We start from the raw sequence: 19,349 nt of genomic DNA, 5'->3' as shown, positions 1-19,349 counted from the left end.
CGTGCGAGGACGGGCGCGGGCACGCGGTGCGTGCCCGGGCTCGCAATCAATGCAGCGGGGAAGGCACTTGCGAACGCGCGTCGAGCCGGCTGGCCAAACGCTTCACATTGCCGAGCGAAGCCACTTGCAGATACGCAAGTCCAAGTGCGCCGGTACGTGAAAGTTTTTCCAGCGCACGTGCGCCGAGCTTGTTGAGGCGCGCTTCGTCGACGATGCAAAAGCCGTTGAGCGATTGCCGCGCAACGCCTTTGCGATCGACGTGGATCGCCTTGTCGACCAGCAACTTGTGCTCGCGCAGTTGCTCCATGAAGGCGCGCGTGCGTGCCACCGCTTGCTGGTAGTCGGCGAGAAATTTCACCGCCTGCGCGAGCGCCGGCGTATCCGCGCCGTTTTCGTCGAACAGCGCCACGGCGTCGGGTTCCTCGCTGAGGAAGGATCCGTCCACGCACACCGCGAAGTTGTCGGCCTGATCCTGATCAGCCACCACGAACGGATAACGGCGCAAAAAGGCGGGCACATAAGTGCCGGCATCCCAAAGACCATCGTCTTGGACGAACAGGTTTTCGGCCTGCGTAAGGCCGAGCAGCGCCACCGGCATGGAAGCGTTGTCCGGGCTGCCTGCAAACACGATGGGGTAGTCGCGCAGCGCGTCGCCAAATTCGGTGACGGTGAGCGGTACCGAATTGAGCTTGCTGGCGAACTGGTAGTCCGACAGTGACGGCTTGATGCGCAGGTGCCGATGCTGGTGGCGGTTCAGCGCGATCGGCCGGTCATAGATGAGTAGCTGCTTCATGCGCGCCCCCGGACCGTGAGACTGCCCGGCAAGCCATGGTCAATCGTGGGATGCGTCCCGTTCGCCGGACGCAGGCAACCCCTGTGCTCCATCACTACTCCCCTGTAGATGCCTGCACGAGGCAGGCAATGGCCGACGACCCGATTGCAACGCGACATCCCGCAACATCACCGGCCGCGATCGACCGGCTACTGCACGTTCCCCGGCGCCGTCCCGCGTACCCCTGCACGCATGGATGGACCCGGTCCTGCCCTTTGCCTGGCACAGCCCCTTGCTGCACCGATCTGTGTTGCCGTTGGCGGCCATGCCGCCCTTGCCTGGAGTCATGCACATCACCGGGAAGCATCCGGTCATGTCTTGCTGGACTGGCTTACCGGACCTGCTGCGGCCGGTGGATGCACACACGCCACGACGCCCGATCATGGCCGGACGCGGACATACAGCCCGTGGCGTTACTGCGGTCTTGCCCCCTGTCGCCATCCGGTGGACGGATGCGTGCGACGGACGAAATGCCAAACAGCCCACATTTCGACCGGAGGCATTCTGGCATTGCCCGCCCGCGTTGCCAACGAAAAAATTCCCACAAGATCATGCGATTAGCGCAAGAATTAGCGGGGCCGGCGGCGGCGCTTGCCCGCTCTCGTACCGGCATTCGATGCCCAACGGTACAATCAACGTTTTGCCCTAAAGCGCCCGGAGATTTCTCATGCAGCTCAATCAGGTCAAGGCGATCATCACCGGCGGTGCGTCCGGTCTCGGCCACGCGGTGGCGCAGCTTCTGGTCGCCAACGGCGGCACGGTCGCCCTGTTCGACGTGAATGAGGAAAAGGGCCAGGAAGCGGCCAAGGCATTGGGCGGTCACTTCTACCGCACCGACGTCACCTCCGAAGAGGGCGTGAGCGCCAACGTCGCCGCCGCCCACCAGGCCATGGGTGGCCTCAACGTCGTGATGAACTGCGCGGGCATCCTGGGCGCCGGCCGCATGCTCGGCAAGGAAGGTCCGATGCCGCTGAACACCTTCGCCACCACCGTGATGGTGAACCTGGTGGGCAGCTTCAACGTGGCCAAGGCCGCTGCCAACCTGATGCAGGCGAACGAGGCGGGTGAAGACGGCGAGCGCGGCGTGATCATCAACACCGCTTCGGTAGCCGCCTTCGAAGGCCAGATCGGCCAGGCCGCGTATTCCGCCTCCAAGGGCGGTGTGGTCGGCATGACGCTGCCGATGGCCCGCGAGCTGTCCCGCTTCGGCATTCGCGTCGCGACCATCGCACCGGGCATCTTCTGGACGCCGATGGTGGACGGCATGCCGCCGCAGGTGCAAGAGTCGCTGTCGGCCTCGATTCCGTTCCCGTCACGCCTGGGCAAGCCGGAAGAGTTCGCCAACACCGTGGCCTTCATCCTCGGCAACCGTTACATCAACGGCGAAACCATCCGCCTCGATGGCGCGGTGCGTTTGCAGCCGAAGTAATGCTCCCAACCGTCATGCCTGCGAGAGCAGGTATCCGGCGCCTTTCATTTTCAGGCGCCAAAGTCACTGGATCCCCGCTTTTGCGGGGATGACGAACACGAAACGTTTCCATCCATTGGTCTCACATCCATGAAAGCTTCCGACGTCAAGAAAGGCAACGTGGTCGAACACGACGGCACCGTCTACCAGGTGCGCGACATCGAGCGCAGCTCGCCGACGGCACGTGGCGGCAACGTCACCTTCCGCTTCACCATGTATTCGATCCCCGGAGGCCGCAAGTTCGACCTGAGCCTGCGCGCCGATGACGATCTCAAGGAAATGGACCTGCTGCGCCGCGCCGCGAACTTCTCGTACATGGACGGCGACGCCTACGTGTTCATGGACAACGAGGATTACACGCAGTACACGCTCGGCCCCGAGCTGGTGGGCGACAACGCCGGCTACATCGTGGAAGGCGTCGAGGGTTACTACGTGCAGGTAATCGACGACGCGCCGGTAGGCCTGCAGGTGCCGACCAGCGTGACGCTGATCGTGGTGGACACCGCGCCGGAGCTGAAGGGCGCCAGCGCCACCAAGCGCACCAAGCCAGCCAAGCTCAACACCGGCATCGAGATCCAGGTGCCCGAGTACATCACCAACGAAGAAAAGGTGTGGGTGAACACGCTGACGGGCGAATTCGCCGGCCGCGCCTGATCCATCCCATCGTTCGCAGCGACGACGGCGTCGGGCATTCCCGGCGCCGTTTTCGTTTGGCTTGACCTCGCCCGCTGGGTGCGGCAGCTTCGCTTTATTCCCCTGCGACGTGACCGCCATGCTGCCCTCCCATGCCCGGCTTGCGCTGCTGTCCACCCTGATGCTCGCCTTGCTGAGCGCCTGCGCGCCTGCGCCGGTGCGCAACCCGATGGCCCGCTGGGTGCCCTCGCCCAACTTCGACCAGCGCCGCCCGGTGCTGATCGTGATCCATTTCACTGACGAGCATTCGGCCGAGCAGGCCCTGCAGACGCTGCGCACCGCCAACAGCGGCGGCCCGGTGAGCTCGCACTATCTGGTCGGCAACGACGGTCGCATCTACCAGCTCGTGGCCGACGACCAGCGCGCCTGGCACGCCGGTGCGGGACACTGGGGCACCATCACCGACGTCAATTCCGCGTCCATCGGCATCGAGCTGGACAACGACGGCCATTCGCCCTTCACCCGACCGCAGATCGACAGCCTGCTGCGCCTGCTGGCCGACCTCACCGATCGCCTGCGCATTCCGCGCACCCAGATCATCGGCCATGAGGACCTCGCTCCCGGCCGCAAGGACGACCCCGGTCCGCATTTCCCGTGGCAGCAGCTCGCCGACGCCGGCTTTGGCCTGTGGCCACGGGGCGTGCTGGCCGACCCGCCGCCGGGCTTCGATCCATGGATGGCGCTGGGGCTGATCGGCTATCCGCTGGACGACCGGGCCGCCACGGTGCATTCGTTCCACCACCATTTCCGTGGCATGGAAGGCAACGAACTGGATGCGCAGGATCTGCGCGTGCTCTACGCGCTGTCGCGGCAACTCGGTGCCGGGGGCGATTGAGCAAGCCCGCTGCCGGATTCGTCGCGTTCGCTTCAGGCACCCTGGGGCAGAATGGCGGCATCGTTTAGGAGCGAACGAAGCGTCATGTCCTCGAGCGGATATTCCCTGCGTGCCACGGTGGTCGACAGCTTGTTGACGACCAAGCGACCCGACGTGCCCGTGCGCGTGGTGATCCGCAATACGGCCGCCGTGATCCTGCCGCTCGTCATCGGCCTCGTCAGCGGGCATCCGGGCATCGGCCTGGGCATCGCGGCGGGTGCGCTGGACACCATGTTCTCGGACCAGCCCGGCCCCTACCGGCAACGCATGGCCCGGCTGCTGCTCGCCTCGCTGGCGGCAGGACTGGCCTCGCTGATCGGATTCCTGATCGGCGATCAGCTGGTGCCGATGCTGATCGCCACCGCGGCGTTCGGATTCTTCGGTGGATTGCTGGTGGTGTTCGGCCCCGACATGACCCGCGTGGGCATGACCAGCATGATCCTGCTGGTGGTCACCGCTGCCACGCCGCGCCCCCTGCACGAAGCCATCGGCGCGGCCAGCCTGATCTTCGCTGGCGGCTTGCTGCTCACCGTGTTCTCTGTCGCAGCATGGCCACTGCAGCGTTACCGACCGGAGCGCCATGCGCTGGCGGCCGTGTACCGGGGCATGTCGTCGCTGGCACGGCAACAGGCTCATGACGACGCCGACGTACCGGCCCTCACCGATGCCATGACCACGCTGCAGCACACGCTGCTCGGCCGCCACCACGCGCGTGGTCGCGCCATGGAAGCGTTCGGCGTGCTGCTGGAACTGGCTGAGCGCATCCGCCTGGAACTCACGGCGATGGCGGAGCTGCGCGCCAGCCCTTCCATCCACGCGATGTTCCGCAACGATGCCGCGCGCGTGCTCGCAGCCATCGCCGACGCGCTGGAGGCCGGCGAGCCTCCCACGCAGGCAGAGCGGGCGCTGCAAACCCTGCAAGCCAGCGAGAATGCGCTGCTGGGCGACGGCGGCAACGCGGATGGACTGGCCACGCATATCCACGCCCTGTCCGGCCAGTTGGCCGCCGCCGTGCGTAATGCGAACTGGGCCGGCAGCCGGGGCGAACTCCGTGCCGCCGCGGACGAGACCCCGCTACCCGCCGCGCTGCGCAGCAGCTCCACCCGCGCCACCTTGCGGGCCAATATCACGCCGCACTCGGTGGCGTTCCGCCATGCCGTGCGCAGCGCCATCACGCTGACCGCCACGCTGTTCGTCGCGCGCCAGCTTGCCCTGCCCCACGGCTACTGGCTGCCCATGACGGCAGCCATCGTGCTGCGCCCGGACTTCGCCGCCACCTTCAACTTCGGCCTGCTGCGCGTGGTCGGCACCGTGCTAGGCCTGTTGCTCACCACCGCGCTGCTGCACATCACGCCGCACGACATCTGGGCGCATATCGCGCTGATGGCGGTGCTGTGCATGTCGTTCCGCTATCTCGCCACGGCGCACTACGGCGTGGCGGTGTCGGCACTGACCGGCACCGTAGTCATCCTGCTGTCGCTGGAAGGCGTCAACTCCAGCGACGCGGTGATGGATCGCGTCATCAACACCGCGCTCGGCAGCGGCATGGCCTTGCTCGCCTACGTGCTGTGGCCCACCTGGGAGCGCGGCCGCGCACGCGCCGCGCTGTCGGACATGCTGGATGCGTACGCGGATTACCTGCACGCCCTTGCGCGCCCCGAGCGACGCGACGGCCGCCGCGAGGCGCGCACGGCCGCGCGTACCGCGCGCAGCAACGCGCAGGCGTCACTCGATCGCATGCGCTCGGAACCCGGCACGCCGCAGCCGCTGCTGGAACTGGCGAGCGCACTGTTCGCCAACGGCAATCGACTCGCACGCACGGCCATGACGCTGGAAGCCCTGATCGACGATCACGACAACCTGCCCGAGACGGTGGAAATGTGCGCCTTCGTCGACCACACCTCCTCCGCCTTGCACGAAATCGCCTCGGCCCTGCGCATGCAGCGCACGCCCGAGCGCCTGCCGGATCTGCGCGCGCTGCAGCGTACCTATACCGCCCTGCTCAACATGGCCGAGGATCGGCAGGCCGCCGAGCTGCTCATGCGTATCAGCGATCGCTTGGTGGATAACGTGAATACGTTGGCGCATATCACTGGGCGCAATCGGCATCGGTCGGCGGCGACGGTGTGATCCGTCCGCCTCGATCTTGTTGAAGCGCTACCGCGATTCAGTCAACGCCGCCTACAACTCCCTTGGAGCAGCCCTTCGGCACCTGTCCGGCGATTCCGCCAGCGTGCTCGCCTGCGGCGGGCTTCCACTCGCCTGCCGGCGAGCGGGTTACTTCTCTTTGTCTCGCCAAAGAGAAGTAACCAAGAGAAAGGCGACCCTGATATCCCGCCCCTGACGGGGGCGCGGCCGGGAGGCGGGGTGGATCGACAGGGCGTCCTGCCCTGACGATCCACTGGCCGGCATCCCTGCCGGCCACCCTTCGGGCTGATCCGCCTCCCGACCGCTCGGGACATAAGGGACCCGATACAGGCTCGAGCCGCTACGCGGCTCATCGCCGGGCGAAACCTGTAGCCGCGGCCTCAACTTGTAGGAGCGCACCCAGTGCGCGACCGCGGACCTGCCAAATGACTCGCCAGCCAACAGCGTCCCCACTCGTTCATCCTGGCTTGCACCGCTGCGAGGCAAATGCGCGAGCTTGATGGAAATACGAGGGCTACCGATGGCTCACGCAACACCAAACATCTACGTCCCCACCAGCAACGGCAAGATCTCCTCCCTGCTCAATCTGGCGATCAGCACATCACCAGGCTCGCGCGGATCAACCCACCGAATCTCCTCGATCTCCGCCTGCGCCACGAACGGCCCCTCAGCGCGCACCTCGTACACCTCTGCCTCCACCACATGCCCCGGCTCATTGGCGGCTGGCGCACTGAAGCGCCCCAGCCAGCGCGCACTGTCGCGTCGCATCAGGCAGCCCAGTTCCTCGTGCAGCTCGCGCTCCAGCGTATGCAGATCATCCACGTCATCGGGATCACGCTTCCCACCCGGTTGCTGCAGAACCTGAGCGCCACGCTTGCGCACCATCAGCACGCACCCTTCCGCGTCGCGGATGACAGCGGCAACAATGCGGATCAGCCGGGCTTCACTCACAACCGCGAATACGCCCAGGACTGCATGCGCCCATCCTTGTACGGCATCACGCCGTGGAACGGACGCGGGTCCTCGTCGAACACCAGCGGCAGGAAGTGGCGGTCACCCTCCCACATCGGCAGCTCCATCAGCCGGTCCAGCGGCACCCATTCCAGCGTGCCTTCGTGGTTGCCCTCGTGAGGCGTGCCACTGTAGCGATCAATCACGAAGATGAAACCCAGCCAGTCCTCGCCGTGCTTGCCGAAGCCCGGCCAGTTGAGCGTGCCGCGCAGCGACATCGACTCACAGGTGATGCCCGCCTCCTCAAGGATCTCGCGGCGCATGCAGGCGGCGATGTCCTCGCCCGGCTCCATCTTCCCGCCCAGGCCGTTGTACTTGCCCAGGTGCATATCGTCCGGGCGCGAGTTGCGATGGATCATGAGTACCTGCCGACGATCGGGCGACAGCACGTAACCGAGCGTGGCAACGATAGGCGTGTAAGGCATGGGCGCGGACACCGGGGAAAAGCAAGAGTTTAAAACATGCTGCGCCCGGGCTTGCGTCCATCGCACTCGCCCGGCGACCATCACGGTATGCCCACGTCACCGAACCGACGTCCGCTGCTTCGCCGCCTGCCCTGGCCCATGCTGGTGCCGCTCATGCTGCTTGGCGGCCTGACCGGCTGCGACCGGCAGGCACGTGCCGTGGACAGCAGCGAACAAGTCTTCGAAGGCCAGAACTTCCGCGTGGTAAGGGTGGACCTGCGCCGCGAAACGCTCAGCCTGCACTGGAAGGACCCCGAGAACGGCGAGCCCTACGGCACCATCAACGCGCTGCGCCAGTGGGGCATGTCGCACGGGCGCCGCATGCTGTTCGCGGCCAATGCCGGCATCTACGATCGCCAGAACGCTCCGCTTGGCCTGTACGTGGAGAACGGCAAGACCGTGGTGCCGCTCAACCGTGCCCATGGCAACCCGGCATCGGGCAACTTTTCGCTGCTGCCCAATGGCGTGTTTGCGGTCTATCCCGATGGCCACGCTGCCGTGCGTACCAGCGAGGCCTTCAAGGCCGACGCCAAGGCCGCGCAATGGGCCAGCCAGTCGGGCCCGATGCTGGTGATCGACGGCAAGCTCAACGACCAGTTCATCGACGACTCCAACAGCCTCAAGTGGCGCAGCGGCGTGTGCGCGAAGACACCGCATCACGTGGTGTTTGCGGTGAGCGAGGCGCCGGTGAACTTCCATACCTTTGCGCGGCTGTTCAAGGAGGAACTGGGCTGCCGCGACGCGCTGTACCTGGACGGCACCATCTCGCAGTTCTACGTGGACGGCGAAGGCTATGCCGGCGCACCCACCTTCATGGTGAAGCCCTACGCAGGCATATTCGCCGTGTTCTCCCAACCTACACCCTGATCCGGGCGCGCCTGCGCCGCCCGGATCATTCCTTCATCACCACCACCGGATCGAGCAGCACGCGCCATGACCCAACCACGACGTTTCCGCTGGCTTCGTTACCTTCTTGGCACTTTGCTGATACTGATCGTTGGCGCACTTGCGGCGGTCTGGTTCCTGCTTGCTGGCAGCCGCGCACGGCTCGATGGCGAAGTCCGGGTTGCCGAGCTCGGCGACGCCGTCGCGATCACCCGCGACGCGTTGGGAACCGCCACCTTCCAGGGCAAGAGCCGCGACGACATCAGCTACGCGCTGGGCTATGTGCATGGCCAGGAGCGCTTCTTCGCGATGGACCTGATGCGCCGCCTGCCCGCCGGCGAGCTTTCCGAACTGGTGGGCGCCAAGGCGCTGGACACCGACATCAACCATCGTCGGCACCGTCTGCGTGCCGTGGCCGAGGCCGCGTATGCCGCGTTGCCGCCTGAGCAGAAGCACACGCTCGACCTGTATGCGGCGGGCGTCAACGCCGGCCTTACCCACCTGCACGTGAAGCCGTGGGAATACTTCCTGCTGAACACCAAGCCACAACCCTGGCGTCCGGAGGATTCGTTCCTGGTGATTGCGGCGATGTACCTGGACCTCAACGGTGACGGCCGCAACGATCGCGAGCTGCACATGGCCGAGCTGCGCGCCGCCGTGCCTGCGCCGGTGGCGGACTTCCTGCTGTCGCCCGACCCCGACTGGGAGGCTCCGCTCAAGGGCGATCTCTCGCGTCCGCCGGTAGTCCCCGGGGCCGACGTGTTCGACCTTCGCCATGCGCTGCCCACCACACGCGCAGACAACACCGCACTCACCGCCGCGTTGCTGCCTGCACTGGACCAGCCGCGTCCCGGCAGCAACAACTTCGCCGTGTCCGGCAACCTCACCGAGAACGGTGCGGCCATCCTCGCCGACGACATGCACCTGAGCCTGCGCGTGCCGAACATCTGGTTCCGCGCGCGCCTGCGTTATCCCGATCCGACGGCGCCCGGCGGCCAGCGCGACGCCAATGGCGTGACCCTGCCCGGCACACCGGCGCTCGTGGTGGGTTCCAACGGCCAGGTGGCCTGGGGTTTCACCAACAGCTATGGCGACTGGCTGGACTGGGTGCGCGTGCAGCGCGATCCGAACGATGCCACCCGCTACAAGGTGCCCGAAGGCTGGGCCAGCATCGAGGCGCATGACGAGTTCATCCGCATCAAGGACGCACCCAGCCACACGCTGAAAGTGGAAATGACGCGCTGGGGACCGATCATGGGCAAGGACACCGACGGCACGCCGCTGGCGCTGGCCTGGATCGGTGATCGTCCGCGCGGCTACAACGTCAGCGTGATGCAGCTCGAACACGCCGGCGACATGCGCGCGGCGCTGGATCTCGCCTCCACCATGGGCATGCCGCCGCAAAACCTGCTGGCCGCCGATGCCGCCGGCCACATCGGCTGGACCATCACCGGCAATTGCATTCCGCTGCGCAAGGGTTTCGACCCACAGCGCCCCGCGGACTGGTCGACGCCTGACACCGGCTGGATGGGCTGCGCCGACGCAGCGCAGTATCCGCGCATCGAAGATCCCTCCGACGGCCGCCTGTGGACGGCAAACAACCGCACGGTCGACGGTGAGGAACTGGAACTGCTGGGCAATGGCGGCCACGATCTCGGCGCGCGCGCGCAGCAGATCCGCGACGACCTGCGCGGCCGCAACAGCTTCACGCCGGGCAACCTGCTCGACATCCAGCTCGACAATCGCGCGGTGCTGCTCACGCGCTGGCAGCGATTGCTGCAGGACACGCTGGCCGGCACGCATGACCCCGGCCTGGAACAGCTGCGCCAGCTCACCGCCAACTGGAGCGGCCGCGCCGCCATCGACAGCGTGGACTACCGCCTGGTGCGAGCCTTCCGCGACAAAGTGAAGGAAGCCGTGCTCGCGCCCTTCGTGGCACAGGTGAAAGCCAAGTACGACGACTTCGCCTGGCCCGGCATGATCGACGCGGAAGCCGCGGTGTGGGCCATGCTGCGCGATCGTCCCGCCAACCTGCTCGATCCGAAGTACCCCAACTGGAACGCCCTGCTCAACGCCGCCGCGCACGACGTGGTGGACGAACTGGGCAAGCAACCGGGCGGCCTCGCCGCGCGTAGCTGGGGTGAGTACAACCGCACGCAGATTCGCAACCCATTGTCGCGCGCCCTGCCCTCCTTCATCGGGCATTTCCTCGACATGCCCGATGAACCGGTGGCCGGCGACCACAACATGCCGCGTGTCGTATCCCCGGGCTTTGGCGCTTCCGAACGCCTGGACGTAATGCCCGGCCACGAAGCGCAAAGCATCCTGCACATGCCGGGCGGACAGAGCGGTCATCCCCTCTCGCCCTACCATGGCGCTGGCGAGGAAGACTGGGTGAACGGACGCCCCACCCCGCTGCTACCGGGCCCGGACCAGCACACGCTGACGCTGATGCCTACGAGATAGAAGCCCGGTCATGAAGGTACTCACGCGCTGAATGGTTTTCGCGCGGCGTTGGCAATGTCGGGGGGTGTTGCCAACGCCGATCCGGTATCCCTGGATGCCAGGCGATTTCTCATCCCCCGAATTTCAGGGGGAATCCACATGCATCGAAAGTTACTGGCGAGTCTTTGCCTCGCTGGCGCAGTCGCCTTGCCGCACAACGCGCACGCAGGCGACGTCAATAATGCAAGTTACGTGACCGGTCTGCAGCAGACGCCGATGCTCCTCGTCATGGATCAGACGGCCGTCGAAGCGCTCTATGCCGGCATCAACGGTAACGCCACGCCAACACTCACACCGGCGTACCCGATGAGCTGGAGCGGCATCGGTGTCAACGTCGCGGGCGGAGCGCTGGGTATGGCGTTCGTCTCCGCCGCAGAAAAGGCCGGTAACCACAAGTTCGCCGAACAACATATCGCCCGCCTGCGTGAGGTGAGCAAGGGCTCTGCCCTACCGGAGCAGCTTCAGCAGGCCGTCTTGGAATCGACCCGCGACATTGCCTGGCTCGAAGGGGGCACGACCCAAGTCGTCGCCGATGCGAAAAAAACCGAACCCTCCCAGGACATCACCTCCTGGGTGACCATTCACCCGCGGTTCGCGCTGAGCACAGACTTCTCGCATGTGGTCGTATTGGCCGAAGTAGAACTGTTCCATCAGCAGGTTGGTGGCAGCAGCGACTGGCGTCACAAGCCCGTCTTCCACAACACCCTGGTGTTCCAATCCCAGTCGTTGCACATCGCCGACAAGACGCCCGCCGACACGGAGCGGATGATCGCCGAGGAAAATGCCCAATGGAACCAGCCAGCCATTGATGCGGAGATCGATGACCTCAACAAGCAGCCACGCTTCGATGCCACGGTGGCCAAGCGCAGGCGCGCCTTGGTGGACAGAATTGAGCAACACAAGAAAAATCTCGTCGCGGCCAAGAGCCCGGCGTGGGACGCGAGCCAGCTTGCCTATGAGTATGCAAGGGCCTGGGGAGATCATGATGCCGTCGCACTCAAACAGGCCTTGCACGATGGCGGCATCGAGCTTGGCAAGATGCTCGCGCTGACCTTCAGCGGGCGTCACGACAATGTAGACATGCCGCCCGGCGATACCGCATCCGCTGCATCCGACGAAGCGCCCAAACGCCTGGACTATCTCCAGCCGAATGGCGACGTCATGTCGATCCTGGGCAACGACAAGTTGATGGTCGGCCCATACTTCACCGGCAGCTGATGCGACCCGGTTGAGCTCGACTCGAGCAAGAAAGCCGTCACGCCTGCCAAACGCAGGCGTGATAGCTGAGTGTTCCGGCGTCCGGTGGGCAACGTCACGCTCCCGGACATCGCAGCACGCAGTCATCTAGCGTGACCTGCTCGAAGATCACGGTCTGCATGCGGTAATGGCGTTCTGCAAGATCGCGGGCATCGAATGCGAGCAGCACGCCTGTTACAGGGTCGATCCAGAACTCGCCCTGGTCGGTGCCATGGGGACCAGCGCGTTCAGCGGGGCGGTGTATCGCCAGCCCATAGCCTGCCTTCCGGCGATGGTCCTGGATTCCAATGCCTGGCACGGGAACCCGAAATTCCAGCAGAGGCGTTGCGGGTCGAGCATCGTCACGCGACCGATGGATACTGGCCAAGCAGCATCACGCCTGCCGCCAGTGGCACGAGCACGATGAAGGCCGCCGCCAATTCGATCAGGCGCCGTCCTTTTACGATACCTCGATCCTGATTACTCGCGTCGCATGATTCGACGATTCGCTTCCATCATTCCCTCCCAGGAAATTCCGGCTTCAGTTCGCGGTGGATACCGCCATGCCGGCGGGCACCTCGAACACCTTGCCGTCGATCGCTTCGCCTACCGTCATCGTTTCCGTGGTCCATTGCTTGCCCGTTCCCTGCGGCGGCTGACGCCAAAGCAGGATGCTGTCGACTCGGCCGTTCATGCCCTCGGTATCGTCAACGGCATCGGCAGAGAAGCCCCATTGGCTGCCGCCGCTCCATACGCATGATTCACCGATGCCAGGCTGATCAAGGCGCTGGCACGGTTGTCCCGCGGCATGATCGGTACCCGCCGGGCGAGCCATCAGGTCACCCTGCCCCTGCTTGCTCAACTGCGCCGCCACCGCGGCTCGAAGCGCTGCATCATCGTCGCCATTGGCAGGCTTGGAGATGCTGCCGCCCGCTTCGCCGGCCCGCGTTTCGCGCACCACGCCATCCGAAGGCTGACGTGTGCCGGTCTTGCTGATCAGATCGATCGTCACTGCTTCGCCAGGCTTGATGATGGCCAGCGTCGATCCGTGCACGGGTTTGAATTGGCAAGTGCCCGAAGTTTCAAAATCCCAGCGATCCGCATGCTCGGCGATGCGCGCGCCCTGGTACCACACGTCGTAGAACGTACGCCCCAGCTTTCCCACGACATCTTCGCTGAGCGCCTGGGTACGGAACGGCCCCTTGCGACAGTCGGCCAGCGCCTGGCGATAGTTCTGCTCGCTGGCGGGCTGGCCATCACGCAGCACCACCATGGTCTGGGTGACATGGATCGGCGGGGTCGCGGACGCCACTCCCTTCGTCTCCCCGGCGCCAGCATCATGGTTGCCACTGGCCGAACATGCCACCAGGGGAAGCGTGAGCAGTGCGGAAGCCAACGAAGTCAGGGAACGATGCTGCATGGATTTCCTCGATTGCATGAACAGGGCTCGTACGGTTAATTGGCACAGGCCGCCGCCATGCCGTAACTCGCGACCACTTCCCAGCGCACGGAACGCGACGCGTCGAACAGGCGCACTTACCCATAGGGACTGAAGATACTTCCGCGATCGCGCCGCGAGTAGGCCATGCTCGCCTTGACGAGTCCGATCCACTAAGGATCAAAGAGGCGAGCGCCCCTGTATCGGCCTTCCGACCACGCAAGCGCTGAAAGCGACGCACCCTCTTTCAACGGCGAGCAATCTAACGAATCCAGATGTTTGCTTCCTGGAACAGGCAGCAGCAGTGCCCAGAAGCGTGATTTGATCTGCGAAAACAGGGTAGGAATTCTCTGACACGAAAGTAGGAATGTTTGCTCGTGCGCACGATATTCACATCGATGAACGATTCGATGCGATCCATCCATGCGATCTTTCAATAACTCACGACTCCGCTATGGTTACGCACCTATGGACATGAGGAGCAGGGATACATGATGTTCATCGCTCGTCGCACGACCTTCGTCATCGCACTGGCGGTGTGCTCAACAGGCGAGTCCAAGGCTTCCGACATTCCCGATGCACACGACCATCCATTGATGACGCGCTTTGCAGGCTCCAGCATCATCGGCTACCAGCAGGTTTCCTACGACAAGGCGCTGCTGCCACTCGGCCCCATCAAGCCAGGCACGTCCCGCCGGTTCGCAGCATCCGACGTGGCCGAAGGGCGCATCACGCGCATCGCGTACGAAGCGCCGGCAGGCAAGTCAGTCATCGAGGTTTATCGCAATTTTGCGCAGGCCATGGCGAATGCGGGCTTCAAGACGCGCTTCGAATGTGCGGGAAAGTCCTGCGGCAACGGCGCGGACTTCTCCGACAGCGAGATACAACCACTGCTCGATCCCATGCATGCGCGAAACGCCATGAGCAGGGTACTGTATGCCGTGGACGGCGATATGCGGCAGCTTACTGCCCGACTGGATCGTCCTGAGGGCCGCGTCGATGTCTCGCTGCTGGTCGCGCAGGCCGACGAGCACCAACCCACGGGCATCCTGCTACAGGTCGTCGAGGCGCAGGCAATGGCTGCGGGCCAGGTTTCCGTCGACGCAAAAGCCATGAGCCAGGGCCTGAGCCGGCAGGGACATATCGCGCTCTACGGCATTCATTTTGCGACCGATAGCGCCGACCTGACCGCGGATTCGGACGCCACACTCGGCCAGATGGCCCAGCTGCTCAAGGATGAGGCGTCCCTCAAGGTGTTTATCGTCGGCCATACCGACGACACGGGCGAACTTAACCATAACCTCGCGCTCTCGCAGAAGCGTGCCGAGGCAGTCGCCAGGGCACTGACGACACGTTATGGCATCGCCAGCCAGCGCGTCGCTGCCAAGGGCGTGGCGTCCTATGCGCCGGTGGCCAGCAATCGCGACGACGCGGGGCGCTCGCAGAATCGTCGTGTCGAGCTGGTGGCGCAGTAGCGCCGCGAGCCATTTCCCCACATCTACTGAGGCCAAGTCCTGGAGACAAATCCCATGAACTGCATCAAGACGATGAAATCCTTCTTCAAGAGCACTGCGCTGGCGCTGTTGCTGCTCCCTGCCGGTTATGCCTTTGGCCAAGGCATCTCGTCCCACGCGCTCACCCCTTCCGATAAGACGGCCGTTCGGCAGTACGTCATCACCGATGCCGTGGTCGACAAGATACTCGCCGCAAGCAAGGAAGCCGAGGCCAAGGGGGTCGAGCTGAGCCCTTTCAAGCCCGGCGCGCATTCTATGGACGAGTCGGCCGCGGCACTGGATGCACAGCCGGCGGCGCACGACATCCTGAAGTCGCATGGGCTCACTTCACACGAATACGTGCTGGCCAGTGCCGCCACGCTAGGTGCAGTGATGACGGTGAAGTACGGCAGCGCCAAATCAAAGAGTGACGGCGACGCCCTGGTGAATCCGGCCAACATCACGTTCGTCCAGAAGCACATGGCCGAACTCGGCGTCGACGACAACTGAACCAACGCGCCACTGTTGCCATGGCTACTCTGCACGAAGCAGCGGCCTGGCCAAAAATGCGCGTTCCGGCGTTCGCAGGCCGGCACGCCACGAGGGACCGATGAGCGACGATCTTCATTTCTCAACCAACTACCGCGATCTCAGCCAGCAGTCCGGCACGGGATCGGGTTTCCAGTTCGAGTTCTATTGCCAGTCGTGCAGCGACACATGGCGCTCGCCGTTTGCTCCTTACCGCAGTGGCCAGGCATCCGGCTGGGTGCGGGAGATCGGCAACTTTGCCAGCAACCTGCTGGGCGGGCTCGGCAATGGACTGGACAACGCTGTCGAGGGGTTGGCCAAGGCTGGCTGGGGTGGTTCGCGTGACGAAGCCTTCAAGGAGGCGATCGGCGCGGCCCAGGGGCATTTCCATCGCTGTGCGCGCTGCCACAACTACGTATGCGATCGCTGCTGGAGCACGGACAGCGGCCTATGCCAGACCTGCGCCCCCGACCTGTCCACGCAAGTGCAGGCGGCACGTCACCAGGGCCAACTCGAAGCCGCCACTGAAAATGCACGCGAGTACGGCAAGGGACAAGCCAGCCAGGTCGACGTCGTTACTGCGAAGCAGCTGGTGTGTCCGCAATGCGGTTGCGAAGCGCGCGGCGGCAAGTTCTGCCCGGGCTGTGGATTCCACCTCGCCGCGCAGGACGAATGCGGCGGCTGTCACACCAAGCTCCCCGTAGGAAGCCGCTTCTGCCCCGAGTGCGGCGAGCGAGCCGGCGCGCCCCTGGCAAAGGCGTGACCTGCCTAGCAGCTGTACGCATCGCGCATTTTTAAAATGCGCGATGCGTACTAGCGGAATACTCACCCCGATGAAACTGTCGTCATCACCGCGCTACGGAGGGGTGGCGCCCAGGTCTTTCAATGGCTCGGCGTGTTACCCGGATGCGACACGAAACGCGGCGGCGTCGCTTCGTCGGCGAACTGCCAGGCGCTGAGGTAAGCGAGCTTCAGGATCTTCGCCATCTTCGGATAGTCGATCTTTTCGGCGGTATCGCTGGGGTGGTGGTAGTCCGGATGGAAGCCGGTGAACCACCAGAACGCCGGTACGTTGTGCAGCACGAACGGGAACTGGTCGGAGCGGAAGAACACGTTCAGCGCGTACTCGTGATCGAAGCGATCATCCAGCACCAGCCCGACCTGTTCGTTCTGCTTCGCTACCGTGTGCTGGTAGTCCGGGCTGTAGGCCGCACCGATCAGGTTTAGGCGGTTGCTGGTATCAGCCGGCACGTCGATCAGGCCATCGGTCTGCTGGCTGGGTTTCTCATCGCGCCCGATCATGTCGAAGTTGATCATCGCGCGCGTCGTGTCGAGCGGGCGCAACGGATGAGCGGCCATGTAGTAGGCACCCAGCAAGCCGCGCTCTTCCGCAGCGAACACCGCAAACAGGATCGAACGCTTGGGCTTGGCGGGATTCGCCGCAAAAGCACGCGCCAGCGTCACCACGCCGACCGTGCCCGAGGCGTTGTCGTCCGCACCGTGCCAGATCTTGCCGTCACTCTCGCCATCGTGGTCGTGGTGAGCACTGATGATGATGGTCTCCGGTGCCAGCTTCGGATCGCTGCCCTCGACCAACCCGACCACGTTCCAGGTCGTGGCCTCGCGTCGCGAACTGTTGTGCAGGTGCAGGCTGATGGTGCTGCCCTGCAACGGTTCGGAACGCGACTTGAGATCCTTGTCGATCGCACTCTGCAGCGACATCGGCGTCTGGCTGCCGATATCCAGCAATTGCTCGGACACCGCCGAGGAAATCACCATGCTGGGAATGTGCAGCGGGCTGTCCACCAGCGCCTGTGCAGGAATCGGATTCGCTGCATGTTCGGCATGGTGGCCGATGCGCGCCCGGATTTCCTGGGCGGAAGGATGATTGTGCGAAGGTTCGGGAGCCAGCAACACCGCGACCGCACCGTGCTCCTGGGCGTTCAGTATCTTCACATAGCTGGTGGCGTAGCGCGTATTGCCGGTGCCATTGAAGACGGAGCTGGCCATCTTCTCCTGGGGTTCGTGATCAAACACGACCACGACCTTGCCCTTCACATCCAGGCCCGCGTAATCGTCGTAACCCAGTTCGGGCGCCGTGATGCCGTAACCGGCGAATACGAGCGGCGCATCGACATCGCGATCTTCAGGGAACGAACCCGACACGTCGGGATTCTTCCATTCCACGCTCTTTCCGTTTCGCTTCAGGGTGAGTCGCGTGGCATTGGCATCCGGCCGATACTCGATCAGCGGCACGGCCTGCAGGTAGCTGGGTTGCCCTTGCGCATCGGTGGCAACGGGCTTCAAACCAGCCTTGGCAAACTCCGAAGCAATCCATTGCACGGCAGCATCGTCACCAGGCTGCAACGAGAGCCGGCCCTGCAGCGCATCCGAAGCGAGAAAGCCGATGTCGGCGCGCAGATCGGTTTCGCGGATCTGCGTGAGACCGGCCTGCTCGCTCGAGGGGGTGGCGGCAAAAGCGGTGACTGACAACGTCGCGGCAAGCGCGGCAACGAGAAGCGTGCGAGGCATGGGAGTTCCCGTGAAGCGGACTTCTTGAAGTCCACGATGCCACGAGGTTGCCATGGCGAGGTGCCCGGGTAAACCCGTGGGTTATCGGCCCAACAGCATCTGGCAAACGGCCAGGTAGAGCGATGGCAGCTTCTCGAGGTCAGCCACGGTCACGCATTCATCCACCTTGTGGATGGTCGCATTCACCGGTCCGAGTTCCACCACCTCTACTCCGAGCGGCGCAATGAATCGGCCATCGGAGGTGCCACCGCCGGTGCTTTCCTCGGGTGAGATGCCACACAGCTCCCTGCACACCTTGATGACCGCATCCCGCACGGCACCACCCGGCGGCGTCAGGAAAGGTTCGCCGGAAAGCGACCACTCGATCTGCCAGTCGAGGCCGTGCTTCTCGAGGATCGCCTCGGCGCGCACGCGCAGGTCTTCGGCACGGCTCGCCGTGCTGTAGCGGAAATTGATCATTGCGGTGAGCACGCCAGGAATGACGTTGTTCGCACCCGTGCCTGAGTTGAGGTTGGAGACCTGGAACGAGGTGGGCGGAAAATCCTGGTTGCCTTCATCCCAGCGTTCGGCGGCGAGTTCGGTGAGTGCCGGTGCGAAGGCGTGAATGGGATTCCTGGCCTTCTCCGGATAGGCGACATGCCCCTGCACGCCGCGCACGGTCAGCGTGCCGGAAAGCGAGCCACGCCGTCCCACGCGTATCAGGTCACCCAGGCGCTCCTTCGAGGACGGTTCGCCCACCACGCACCAGTCGATGCGCTCACCGCTGGCACGAAAATGCTCTGCCACGCGACGCACGCCATCGAGGTTGTCGGGGCCTTCTTCGTCGCTGGTGAGCAACAGCCCGACGCGTCCGCGATGGTGCGGATGCGCCGCGACAAACGCCCCGAGCGCCACCACCATGGCCGCCACGGAGCCCTTCATGTCCGCCGCGCCACGGCCATACAGACGTCCATCGCGGATCACCGGCTCGAACGGATCGCTCGCCCAGGCATCCACCGGCCCCGTCGGCACTACGTCGGTATGTCCAAGGAACATCAGGGTCGGCTCGCCTTCGCCATGCGTCGCCCACAGGTTGTCGACCTCGCCATAGCGCAGCGACTGGCAATGGAAACCCGCCCGCGTCAGGCGTTCCGCCAGCAGCGTCTGGCAACCGGCGTCATCCGGCGTGACCGAACGGCGGCGGATCAGGTCACAGGCAAGTTCGAGTACTTCGGTCATGGCGTACGGATCGGGGAAAGCGGT

General features: G+C 64.6%; 16 protein-coding genes. 10 read left to right on the top strand and 6 right to left on the bottom strand.

Annotated elements, in window-relative coordinates:
• Nucleotides 1-46: 46 nt before the first annotated feature.
• Nucleotides 47-793, bottom strand: a complete 747-nt coding sequence (locus tag EPB08_RS15355; RefSeq protein WP_130619995.1) for a SapC family protein — start codon at nucleotides 791-793, stop codon at nucleotides 47-49.
• Nucleotides 794-1,499: 706 nt separating this feature from the next.
• Between EPB08_RS15355 and EPB08_RS15350 the strand changes: the two genes are divergently transcribed.
• From EPB08_RS15350 to EPB08_RS15335, 4 genes are all read left to right on the top strand, one after another.
• Entirely contained in the window at nucleotides 1,500-2,261 is a 762-nt protein-coding gene (locus EPB08_RS15350) for an SDR family oxidoreductase (RefSeq protein ID WP_130619994.1), read from the top strand.
• Nucleotides 2,262-2,390: 129 nt separating this feature from the next.
• Entirely contained in the window at nucleotides 2,391-2,954 is a 564-nt protein-coding gene (gene efpL / locus EPB08_RS15345; protein ID WP_130619993.1) for an elongation factor P-like protein EfpL, read from the top strand.
• A 118-nt stretch (nucleotides 2,955-3,072) separates the two neighbouring features.
• Nucleotides 3,073-3,828 (top strand): N-acetylmuramoyl-L-alanine amidase, encoded by a 756-nt coding sequence (locus EPB08_RS15340; protein ID WP_130619992.1) that lies wholly within the window; start codon nucleotides 3,073-3,075, stop codon nucleotides 3,826-3,828.
• Between the two features lie 84 nt (nucleotides 3,829-3,912).
• Nucleotides 3,913-5,997 (top strand): FUSC family protein, encoded by a 2,085-nt coding sequence (locus EPB08_RS15335; protein ID WP_130619991.1) that lies wholly within the window; start codon nucleotides 3,913-3,915, stop codon nucleotides 5,995-5,997.
• A gap of 561 nt (nucleotides 5,998-6,558) precedes the next feature.
• Here the strand turns inward: EPB08_RS15335 and EPB08_RS15330 are convergent.
• On the bottom strand, nucleotides 6,559-6,966 hold the full coding sequence (locus EPB08_RS15330; protein ID WP_130619990.1) for an NUDIX hydrolase: 408 nt from the start codon (nucleotides 6,964-6,966) through the stop codon (nucleotides 6,559-6,561).
• Entirely contained in the window at nucleotides 6,963-7,451 is a 489-nt protein-coding gene (locus EPB08_RS15325; protein ID WP_130619989.1) for an NUDIX hydrolase, read from the bottom strand. The genes EPB08_RS15330 and EPB08_RS15325 overlap by 4 nt, the downstream gene beginning before the upstream one ends.
• A gap of 138 nt (nucleotides 7,452-7,589) precedes the next feature.
• On the opposite strand from EPB08_RS15325, the gene EPB08_RS15320 reads away from it, so the two are divergent.
• The 3 genes from EPB08_RS15320 to EPB08_RS15310 all read left to right on the top strand — a co-directional run bounded on the left by EPB08_RS15320 (nucleotide 7,590) and on the right by EPB08_RS15310 (nucleotide 12,098).
• Nucleotides 7,590-8,357, top strand: a complete 768-nt coding sequence (locus tag EPB08_RS15320; RefSeq protein ID WP_229238374.1) for a phosphodiester glycosidase family protein — start codon at nucleotides 7,590-7,592, stop codon at nucleotides 8,355-8,357.
• A 66-nt stretch (nucleotides 8,358-8,423) separates the two neighbouring features.
• On the top strand, nucleotides 8,424-10,841 hold the full coding sequence (locus EPB08_RS15315; RefSeq protein ID WP_130619988.1) for a penicillin acylase family protein: 2,418 nt from the start codon (nucleotides 8,424-8,426) through the stop codon (nucleotides 10,839-10,841).
• Between the two features lie 138 nt (nucleotides 10,842-10,979).
• Complete coding sequence (locus EPB08_RS15310) at nucleotides 10,980-12,098, top strand: hypothetical protein (RefSeq protein ID WP_130619987.1); 1,119 nt, start codon at nucleotides 10,980-10,982, stop codon at nucleotides 12,096-12,098.
• 559 nt (nucleotides 12,099-12,657) lie between these two features.
• On the opposite strand, the gene EPB08_RS15305 is transcribed toward EPB08_RS15310, so the two are convergent.
• Complete coding sequence (locus EPB08_RS15305) at nucleotides 12,658-13,536, bottom strand: hypothetical protein (RefSeq protein WP_130619986.1); 879 nt, start codon at nucleotides 13,534-13,536, stop codon at nucleotides 12,658-12,660.
• Nucleotides 13,537-14,045: 509 nt separating this feature from the next.
• Between EPB08_RS15305 and EPB08_RS15300 the strand changes: the two genes are divergently transcribed.
• The 3 genes from EPB08_RS15300 to EPB08_RS15290 all read left to right on the top strand — a co-directional run bounded on the left by EPB08_RS15300 (nucleotide 14,046) and on the right by EPB08_RS15290 (nucleotide 16,338).
• Nucleotides 14,046-15,029: an OmpA family protein gene (locus tag EPB08_RS15300; protein ID WP_130619985.1), complete on the top strand. Its 984-nt coding sequence runs from the start codon at nucleotides 14,046-14,048 to the stop codon at nucleotides 15,027-15,029.
• 54 nt (nucleotides 15,030-15,083) lie between these two features.
• Complete coding sequence (locus EPB08_RS15295) at nucleotides 15,084-15,557, top strand: hypothetical protein (protein WP_130619984.1); 474 nt, start codon at nucleotides 15,084-15,086, stop codon at nucleotides 15,555-15,557.
• Nucleotides 15,558-15,657: 100 nt separating this feature from the next.
• On the top strand, nucleotides 15,658-16,338 hold the full coding sequence (locus EPB08_RS15290; protein ID WP_130619983.1) for a zinc ribbon domain-containing protein: 681 nt from the start codon (nucleotides 15,658-15,660) through the stop codon (nucleotides 16,336-16,338).
• 119 nt (nucleotides 16,339-16,457) lie between these two features.
• On the opposite strand, the gene EPB08_RS15285 is transcribed toward EPB08_RS15290, so the two are convergent.
• Both EPB08_RS15285 and dapE read right to left on the bottom strand, forming a co-directional pair.
• The gene (locus EPB08_RS15285; protein WP_130619982.1) at nucleotides 16,458-18,107 is read right to left on the bottom strand and encodes a M20/M25/M40 family metallo-hydrolase; all 1,650 of its coding nucleotides are present in this window, start codon (nucleotides 18,105-18,107) and stop codon (nucleotides 16,458-16,460) included.
• A gap of 81 nt (nucleotides 18,108-18,188) precedes the next feature.
• Entirely contained in the window at nucleotides 18,189-19,325 is a 1,137-nt protein-coding gene (gene dapE, locus EPB08_RS15280) for a succinyl-diaminopimelate desuccinylase (RefSeq protein ID WP_130619981.1), read from the bottom strand.
• Nucleotides 19,326-19,349: the final 24 nt, after the last annotated feature.

This window comes from Dyella amyloliquefaciens (assembly GCF_004296575.1).
GTDB lineage: Bacteria > Pseudomonadota > Gammaproteobacteria > Xanthomonadales > Rhodanobacteraceae > Dyella > Dyella amyloliquefaciens.
The sequence above is the reverse complement of the archived record's forward strand: the minus strand, read 5'-3'. Positions and strand labels throughout refer to the sequence as shown.

What these genes read in the sequence shown, in the direction of transcription:
- EPB08_RS15335 (WP_130619991.1), top strand. Translation starts at nt 3,913, where the DNA reads ATGTCCTCGAGCGGATATTCCCTGCGTGCCACGGTGGTCGACAGCTTG.
- EPB08_RS15325 (WP_130619989.1), bottom strand. Translation starts at nt 7,451, where the DNA reads ATGCCTTACACGCCTATCGTTGCCACGCTCGGTTACGTGCTGTCGCCC.
- dapE (WP_130619981.1), bottom strand. Translation starts at nt 19,325, where the DNA reads ATGACCGAAGTACTCGAACTTGCCTGTGACCTGATCCGCCGCCGTTCG.
- EPB08_RS15310 (WP_130619987.1), top strand. Translation starts at nt 10,980, where the DNA reads ATGCATCGAAAGTTACTGGCGAGTCTTTGCCTCGCTGGCGCAGTCGCC.
- EPB08_RS15295 (WP_130619984.1), top strand. Translation starts at nt 15,084, where the DNA reads ATGAACTGCATCAAGACGATGAAATCCTTCTTCAAGAGCACTGCGCTG.
- EPB08_RS15300 (WP_130619985.1), top strand. Translation starts at nt 14,046, where the DNA reads ATGATGTTCATCGCTCGTCGCACGACCTTCGTCATCGCACTGGCGGTG.
- EPB08_RS15355 (WP_130619995.1), bottom strand. Translation starts at nt 793, where the DNA reads ATGAAGCAGCTACTCATCTATGACCGGCCGATCGCGCTGAACCGCCAC.
- EPB08_RS15320 (WP_229238374.1), top strand. Translation starts at nt 7,590, where the DNA reads ATGCTGGTGCCGCTCATGCTGCTTGGCGGCCTGACCGGCTGCGACCGG.
- EPB08_RS15315 (WP_130619988.1), top strand. Translation starts at nt 8,424, where the DNA reads ATGACCCAACCACGACGTTTCCGCTGGCTTCGTTACCTTCTTGGCACT.
- EPB08_RS15285 (WP_130619982.1), bottom strand. Translation starts at nt 18,107, where the DNA reads ATGCCTCGCACGCTTCTCGTTGCCGCGCTTGCCGCGACGTTGTCAGTC.
- EPB08_RS15350 (WP_130619994.1), top strand. Translation starts at nt 1,500, where the DNA reads ATGCAGCTCAATCAGGTCAAGGCGATCATCACCGGCGGTGCGTCCGGT.
- EPB08_RS15340 (WP_130619992.1), top strand. Translation starts at nt 3,073, where the DNA reads ATGCTGCCCTCCCATGCCCGGCTTGCGCTGCTGTCCACCCTGATGCTC.
- efpL (WP_130619993.1), top strand. Translation starts at nt 2,391, where the DNA reads ATGAAAGCTTCCGACGTCAAGAAAGGCAACGTGGTCGAACACGACGGC.
- EPB08_RS15290 (WP_130619983.1), top strand. Translation starts at nt 15,658, where the DNA reads ATGAGCGACGATCTTCATTTCTCAACCAACTACCGCGATCTCAGCCAG.
- EPB08_RS15305 (WP_130619986.1), bottom strand. Translation starts at nt 13,536, where the DNA reads ATGCAGCATCGTTCCCTGACTTCGTTGGCTTCCGCACTGCTCACGCTT.